Genomic DNA, 6961 nt, shown 5'->3' on the forward strand with positions numbered 1-6961 from the left:
GATGTCCTGGAGGGCGTGCCTGTACACGGCCAACTAAGGTGTCCGTGTGCGGGACGAGAAATGATCCATCTGCCGCTGGTGCGCAAGAGCCCTCTGCGATCGCTCGCCGTTCGCCTGCTGCTCGCGGTCGTGTTGGTGCTGGTCACGGTCTCGATCATCTACGTCGACCGGGCCGGGTACCGGGACGTCAACGGTGATGGCCTGACGCTGCTCGACTGCTTCTACTACGCGGTCGTGACGCTCTCCACAACCGGTTACGGCGACATCACCCCGGTCACCCAGGGAGCCCGGCTGGTGAACGTCCTGGTGATCACCCCCGCGCGGGTGCTCTTCCTGATCATCCTGGTCGGCACCACCCTCGAGGTGTTGACCGATCAATACCGCAACAGCCTGCGCGTCGGCCGGTGGAGGCGAAAGTTGAAGGACCACGTGATCGTCTGTGGGTACGGCACCAAGGGCCGGGCCGCCGTCGCCGCGCTGCTGGAGAACGGGCACGACAAGGCGCGCATCGTCGTGGTGGAAAACCGCGAGGCAGCCGTACGCCAGGCGACCGCCAACGGTCTGACCGCGATCGACGGCAACGCCACCCGTTCGTCCGTGCTCAACGAGGCCGAAGTCAAGAACTGCAAGGCCGTCATCATCGCCACCGACAGCGACGAGGCGTCCGTGCTGATCACGCTGACCGTGCGGCAGTTGACGGCCGGCCAGGTGCGGATCATCGCGGCGGTACGCGAGCAGGAGAACGCCGCGCTGCTCAAGCAGAGCGGCGCCCACCACGTGATCGTCTCGTCCGCCACGGCCGGCCGGTTGCTCGGCCTGACGACGACCGCACCGCCGCTGATCGACGTGGTGGAGGAGCTGCTGACCCCGGGGCAGGGCATGGCGCTCGCCATGCGCAGCGCGGAGCGCAGCGAGGTCGGTCAGAGCCCGCGCGATCTCGCCACGCTGGTGGTGGCGCTGATCCGCCGGGGGAAGGTGCTGCCGCTCGGCGGCGAGCAGCCGGTGACCATCGAAACCGGCGACATGCTGGTCTACATCAGAGACGAAGAGAGCAGCGTCGGCGTCTCGGTCTGACCGACCTCGCGAGGCCGGTCAGAGCTCGCGAGGTCACATGATCGTCCAGGTGTCGGCGGCGTTCAGCAGGCCGTCGAGCATCTCGTCGGGGGTGCCGGTCGCCTGGGCCTTCGCGTCCGTCAGCTGCTTCTGCAGGATCTGGTCGTAGGTGGGCCGCTGCACGTCGCGGAAGACACCGATCGGGGTGGTGGCCAGGTCGGAGCCGGAGAGGCGGGAGAGGGCGAACGCGTACGCCGGGTCGTCGACCGTGGCGTCGTGCACGACCGGGGACTCGCCGTCGAGGGCGGCCGAGTCGCGGACGGACAGGCCGAAGCCGCCGGCCGGGTGGACGACCGAGAACTGCTGCTGCGAGCCGAAGGTGATCGGCTGGCCCTGCTCGAGGCGGATCAGGTGGTCGTCCCGGGTGGACGGGTCCTTGATCAGCTCGAAGGCGCCGTCGTTGAAGATGTTGCAGTTCTGGTAGATCTCGACGAACGCGCTGCCCTCGTGCTGGGCGGCGGCGCGCAGCACCGACTGCAGGTGCTTGGCGTCCGAGTCGATCGTGCGGGCCACGAAGGTCGCCTCGGCGCCGAGCGCCAGCGACAGTGGGTTGAACGGCGAGTCCGCCGAACCGGCCGGGGTCGACTTCGTGATCTTGCCGAGCTCGGAGGTCGGCGAGTACTGACCCTTGGTCAGGCCGTAGATCCGGTTGTTGAACAGCAGGATCTTCAGGTTGACGTTGCGCCGCAGCGCGTGGATCAGGTGGTTGCCGCCGATGGAGAGCGCGTCGCCGTCGCCGGTGACCACCCAGACGGACAGGTCGGGGCGGGACGCGGACAGGCCGGTCGCGATCGCCGGCGCACGGCCGTGGATCGAGTGCATCCCGTACGTGTTCATGTAGTACGGGAAGCGGGAGGAGCAGCCGATGCCGGAGATGAAGACGGTCTTCTCCCGCGGAATGCCGAGCTCGGGCATGAACCGCTGCATGGCGGCGAGGATGGAGTAGTCACCGCAGCCCGGGCACCAGCGAACCTCCTGGTCGGACTTGAAGTCCTTGGCGGTGAGCTTGAGCTCAACAGTGGGGTTAGCCATTTTTCACAACGTCCTCGAGCATGCTTTCCAGCGTCGCGGCGGTGAACGGCAGGCCGCTGATCTGGTTGAACGGAACGGCGTCGACCAGGTACTTCGCCCGGATCACGTGGGCGAGCTGGCCCAGGTTCATCTCGGGGACGATCACCTTGTCGTACGCCTTGAGCACCTCACCCAGATTGGCGGGCAGCGGCGACAGGTGCCGCAGGTGCGCCTGGGCGATCGGCAGGCCCCGCTGCCGCAACGCCCGGCAGGCGGCGCCGATCGGGCCGTAGGTCGAACCCCAGCCCAGGACCAGCACCCGAGCACCCTCGTCGGGGTCCTCGATCTCGACCTCGGGCACCTCGATCGCCTCTATCCGGGCGGCCCGGGTGCGCACCATGAACTCGTGGTTCGCCGGGTCGTACGAGATGTCGCCGGTCTTGTCGGCCTTCTCCAGGCCGCCGATGCGGTGCTCGAGGCCGGGCGTGCCGGGGATCGCCCACGGGCGGGCCAGCGTCTGCGGGTCGCGCAGGTAGGGCAGGAACTTGCCGTCCGGGCCGTTGGGGGCGCTCGCGTACGAAACCGTGAGGTCGGGCAGCTCGCCGACCTCGGGCAGCAGCCAGGGTTCGGAGCCGTTGGCGACGTAGTTGTCGGAGAGCAGGATGACCGGGGTGCGGTAGGTCAGCGCGATCCGGGCCGCCTCGATGGCCGCGTGGAAGCAGTCGGAGGGCGACTTGGGGGCGATCACCGCGAGCGGCGCCTCGCCGTGCCGGCCGTACAGCGCCATGTTGAGGTCGGCCTGCTCGGTCTTGGTCGGCATGCCGGTGGACGGCCCGGCCCGCTGCACGTCGACGATGACCAGCGGCAGCTCGAGCGCGATCGCCAGCGAGATCGTCTCGCCCTTGAGCGCCACGCCGGGACCACTGGTCGTGGTCACGCCGAGCGCGCCGCCGTACGCCGCGCCCAGCGCCGCGCCGATCGCCGCGATCTCGTCCTCGGCCTGCATGGTCGTGATGCCGAACCGCTTGTGCTTGGACAGCTCGTGCAGGATGTCCGAGGCCGGGGTGATCGGGTACGCCCCGAGGAACACCGGCAGCTTGGCCCGGACGCCGGCGGCCACCAGGCCGAGCGCGAGCGCCTGGTTGCCGGTGATGTTGCGGTACGTGCCCGGGCGCATCTTGGCCGGTTTGATCTCGTACCGGACCGCGAAGTCCTCGGTCGTCTCGCCGAAGTTCCAGCCGGCCTGGAAGGCGGCCTTGTTGGCGGCGACCAGGTCGGGCCGCTTGGCGAACTTGCGCTCCAGGAACCGCAGGGTCGACTCGTACGGCCGGGAGTACATCCAGCAGACCAGGCCCAGCGCGAACATGTTCTTGGCCCGCTCGGCGTCCTTCTTCGACACGCCGTGGTCGCTGAGCGCGCCCACGGTCATCGAGGTCAACGCGACCGGGTGTACGGCGTAGCCGTTGAGTGAGCCGTCCTCCAGCGGGTCGGTCGCATATCCGACCTTCGCCAGGTTTCGCTTGGTGAACTCGTCGGTGTTGACGATCAGGTCGGCGCCCTGCGGCAGATCCGACAGGTTCGCCTTCAGCGCCGCCGGGTTCATCGCGACCAGGACGTTCGGCGCGTCACCGGGCGTCAGGATGTCGTAGTCGGCGAAATGCACCTGAAAGCTCGACACCCCCGGCAGGGTGCCTGCTGGAGCGCGGATCTCCGCCGGGAAGTTCGGCAAGGTGGAGATGTCGTTGCCAAGCTGCGCCGTCTCCGCGGTGAACCGGTCACCGGTCAACTGCATGCCGTCGCCCGAGTCGCCCGCGAACCGGATGACCACCCGATCCAACTGCTCGACTCGCTTCGCTCCAGCGGCCACGTTCGTCAACCTCCAAGGGGGGCCGGCCAGGCGGGGATCTGCACGTCTATGGGCCGGCCCGCATCTGTCATCTCCAGCCTACGTCGGCGGTCCTTACGACCCGCCCGAGGCCGGTGCCCACAGTAACTACGCCATGCTTGCTCGATCCAGTGGAGTCCACCATGCGGCGGGTCATTCATCTCACCGGGTTCATTAAGCTGTTGCTCCGTGGACGGATATCTCGGCTCGTACGCCACGCTTGGCCTGGTGATCGGCGCTGGTGTGCTCGTCTTCGTGGGCGCCTTCTCGGCCAACCGGCTACTTCGGCCGGGTCATCCGGCCTCCCCGCCGGGCAAGTTCATCGCGTACGAGAGCGGCATCGACCCGGTCGGCGGCGACTGGGCGCAGGTGCAGATCCGTTACTACGTATATGCGTACCTCTATGTGCTTTTCGCCGTGGAAGCCGTTTTTCTCTTCCCCTGGGCCGTCGTGTATGACCTGCCGGGATTCGGCACGACCACGGTGATCGAGATGGCGATCTTCGTGGCGGTGCTCGCGCTGGGCATCCTTTACGCCTGGCGGAAGAAGATCCTGACCTGGACCTGACCGTACCGTGACCGTCCGGACGGGGTGGCGGGCTCGCCAGCCAACGACGGGCATGCCAACATCGTGCGCATGGACCAGCTTCTCCTCTTCATCGTGGTCGCCTTGGTGGTCGCCGCGATCGTCTTCGGCGTGACCGTGATGCTGAGCGGGGGCGACTCCGGATTGACGCCCGTCGAACCCGACGGTCAGGCCGTACCGCTGCCGACCGACCGTCCGCTGGACGAGGACGACATCTCCGCCACCAAGTTCGACACCGCCTGGCGGGGGTACCGGATGGGCCAGGTCGACCAGGCGCTGCAGCGCGCCGCGTACGACATCGGCTACAAGGGCGAGCTGATCAGCGTGCTCGAGGCCGAGGTCATCGCGCTGCGCGAGGGCCGGACGGCCGACGCGGACGCGCTCCGCCGGGCCCGTGAGGCAGCGCTCGCGCCCTCCGCGACGCCCCCGCCGGCCGCCGACGGGCCGGTCATCGAGCTTTCCGCGGTGCCGGACGACGAGGCGCCGCCGAAGGAGGGCCCGGGCGTGGACGCCAAGAAGTCCGAGCCGGCCGAGCCCCGGTGAGCGACGGCTTCGACGACGCGGCCAGCCCCGGAACGGGGGAAGTCACCGCCACGGTCATCGTCAACGCGCCCGCGGCCCGGGTCTTCGCCGCGTTCCTCAACTGGGAGGGGCAGTCCCGCTGGATCCCGTTCACCACGGTCCGGGTGGTCGAGGGCGACGGCGGCGAGGGCAGCCTGGTCGAGGCGGTCACCGCGATCGGCCCGGCGTCGCTCCGCGACGAGCTGCGGGTCGTCAAGGTCAACCCCCCTTATGAGGTACGTGTCGTGCACTGCGGCAAGGTGCTGCGCGGTCCAGGCTCGGTCCGCTGCACGGCCATGTCCGGCGACCGCACCCAGGTCGTCCTGCACGAGTGGTTCCACCTGCCGGCCGGCGCCGTGGGCAAGGTCGCCTGGCCGGTGCTCTGGCCCGGCTCGAAGCTCGGCTTCACCGGCGCGCTGAAGAAGTTCGGCCGGCTGGTCGAGCAGGGTCGCCTCCCGTAGCCGGTTCGTGTCGGCGGCGTTTCTGTCGGCGGCGTTTTTGTCAGAGGGTGGTCCTACGGTGGTCGCCATGACAGACGATTCCGGGCTGGTGATCGGGCCCGACGGTCGCGCCCGCTGCTTCTGGGGCGGCAGCACCCCCGACTACGTGGGCTATCACGACAGCGAGTGGGGCCGGCCCGTCCGCGGCGACGACGCGCTCTTCGAGCGGATGAGCCTCGAGGCGTTCCAGTCCGGCCTCTCCTGGATCACGATCCTGCGGAAACGCCCGGCCTTCCGGGCCGCGTTCGACGACTTCTCGATCGACAAGGTCGCGGCCTACTCGGAGGCCGACGCCACCCGCCTGATGGCCGACGTGGGCATCGTGCGCAACCGGATGAAGGTCGATGCCACCCTGCACAACGCGCGGGTCGCTGCCGACCTCCCAGACGGCCTCTCCGCCCTGCTGTGGTCGTTCGCGCCGGCGCCGAGGCCACCCCGCCCGCAGACTCGCGCCGAGGTCCCGGCCACGACGCCCGAGTCGATCGCGATGGCCAAGCGGCTGAAAAAGCTCGGCTTCAAGTTCGTGGGCCCCACCACGGCGTACGCGTTGATGCAGGCCACGGGCATGGTCGACGATCACTTGGCGGGCTGTTGGGTCCCACCGATCTCGGTCGGCGCGGCTGCGTGATGAGATGGACCGCATGGCTGTCTGGGCGGTGATCATTCCGGCGGATCAGTGGGCGACCGAGCGGCTGTTCCACAACGAGACGGTGACGGTGGCGGGTGCGGCGGGCACGGTCGCGCCCGACGAGGAGGTGCTGCTGGTCGCCGACGACCGCGTGGTGGCGCTGGCCCGGGCCGCCAAAGCCGACGGTGACGACCTGGTGCTGACCTATCTGCGGCGCGCCTTCGACGACCCGGCGCCGGCAACGAGCCTGACCGTTGCGACCGGCGCCCCGGTGGAGGCCGGCGGGGTGGTCGCGGGCGGCGGGGTGGTCGCGGGCGGCGTCCCGGTCGCGGGCGGCGGGGTGGTCGCGGGCGGCGCTCCGGTCGCGGGCGGCGGGCCGGTCGCGGTCGAGCCGACGGTGTTTCGCCGGCTGGCCGCTGCCCTGGGCGCCGAGCCGGGGCCGGGCACCCCGACCTGGCTGGTCAGCCTGGCCCTTCCGATCGAGGCAGCGACGCCGGCCGACGCGGTGCGCCAGTTTTGGACGCACGTGACCGAGCTGGGGCCTCGGGAGCTGCCCGCCTATGTCTGGCCGTCCGGCGACGAGCTGGCGATGCAGGCGTTCGTGCTGGGCGAGGAGGCCAACCAGGACCCGGAGGAGGACGACGAAGACTGACCGGCGCCTCGCGGCGCGCCTGACGC

Annotated in this window: 8 protein-coding genes; 6 read left to right on the plus strand and 2 right to left on the minus strand. The window is 69.6% G+C overall.

Annotated elements, in window-relative coordinates; genetic code table 11:
* Positions 1 to 60: 60 nt before the first annotated feature.
* The gene (locus tag ODJ79_RS41210) at positions 61 to 1074 is read left to right on the plus strand and encodes a potassium channel family protein (protein ID WP_263029150.1); all 1014 of its coding nucleotides are present in this window, start codon (positions 61 to 63) and stop codon (positions 1072 to 1074) included.
* Between the two features lie 33 nt (positions 1075 to 1107).
* Here ODJ79_RS41210 and ODJ79_RS41215 read toward each other — a convergent pair whose 3' ends face one another.
* Both ODJ79_RS41215 and ODJ79_RS41220 read right to left on the minus strand, forming a co-directional pair.
* Entirely contained in the window at positions 1108 to 2145 is a 1038-nt protein-coding gene (locus ODJ79_RS41215) for a 2-oxoacid:ferredoxin oxidoreductase subunit beta (protein WP_263029151.1), read from the minus strand.
* On the minus strand, positions 2138 to 3991 hold the full coding sequence (locus ODJ79_RS41220) for a 2-oxoacid:acceptor oxidoreductase subunit alpha (RefSeq protein ID WP_263029152.1): 1854 nt from the start codon (positions 3989 to 3991) through the stop codon (positions 2138 to 2140). Before ODJ79_RS41220 ends, ODJ79_RS41215 begins: the two co-directional genes overlap by 8 nt.
* A gap of 207 nt (positions 3992 to 4198) precedes the next feature.
* Between ODJ79_RS41220 and ndhC the strand changes: the two genes are divergently transcribed.
* The 5 genes from ndhC to ODJ79_RS41245 all read left to right on the plus strand — a co-directional run bounded on the left by ndhC (position 4199) and on the right by ODJ79_RS41245 (position 6935).
* Positions 4199 to 4576: an NADH-quinone oxidoreductase subunit A gene (ndhC, locus tag ODJ79_RS41225; RefSeq protein ID WP_263029153.1), complete on the plus strand. Its 378-nt coding sequence runs from the start codon at positions 4199 to 4201 to the stop codon at positions 4574 to 4576.
* A 69-nt stretch (positions 4577 to 4645) separates the two neighbouring features.
* On the plus strand, positions 4646 to 5137 hold the full coding sequence (locus ODJ79_RS41230; protein ID WP_263029154.1) for a DivIVA domain-containing protein: 492 nt from the start codon (positions 4646 to 4648) through the stop codon (positions 5135 to 5137).
* Positions 5134 to 5616: an SRPBCC family protein gene (locus ODJ79_RS41235; RefSeq protein ID WP_263029155.1), complete on the plus strand. Its 483-nt coding sequence runs from the start codon at positions 5134 to 5136 to the stop codon at positions 5614 to 5616. Before ODJ79_RS41230 ends, ODJ79_RS41235 begins: the two co-directional genes overlap by 4 nt.
* A 67-nt stretch (positions 5617 to 5683) precedes the next feature.
* Complete coding sequence (locus tag ODJ79_RS41240; protein WP_263029156.1) at positions 5684 to 6283, plus strand: DNA-3-methyladenine glycosylase I; 600 nt, start codon at positions 5684 to 5686, stop codon at positions 6281 to 6283.
* A gap of 13 nt (positions 6284 to 6296) precedes the next feature.
* Entirely contained in the window at positions 6297 to 6935 is a 639-nt protein-coding gene (locus ODJ79_RS41245; protein WP_263029157.1) for a hypothetical protein, read from the plus strand.
* Positions 6936 to 6961: the final 26 nt, after the last annotated feature.

This window comes from Actinoplanes sp. KI2 (genome assembly GCF_025630775.1).
Taxonomy (GTDB): domain Bacteria; phylum Actinomycetota; class Actinomycetes; order Mycobacteriales; family Micromonosporaceae; genus Actinoplanes.

What these genes read in the sequence shown, in the direction of transcription:
- ODJ79_RS41210 (WP_263029150.1), top strand. Translation starts at nt 61, where the DNA reads ATGATCCATCTGCCGCTGGTGCGCAAGAGCCCTCTGCGATCGCTCGCC.
- ODJ79_RS41215 (WP_263029151.1), bottom strand. Translation starts at nt 2,145, where the DNA reads ATGGCTAACCCCACTGTTGAGCTCAAGCTCACCGCCAAGGACTTCAAG.
- ODJ79_RS41230 (WP_263029154.1), top strand. Translation starts at nt 4,646, where the DNA reads ATGGACCAGCTTCTCCTCTTCATCGTGGTCGCCTTGGTGGTCGCCGCG.
- ODJ79_RS41240 (WP_263029156.1), top strand. Translation starts at nt 5,684, where the DNA reads ATGACAGACGATTCCGGGCTGGTGATCGGGCCCGACGGTCGCGCCCGC.
- ODJ79_RS41245 (WP_263029157.1), top strand. Translation starts at nt 6,297, where the DNA reads ATGGCTGTCTGGGCGGTGATCATTCCGGCGGATCAGTGGGCGACCGAG.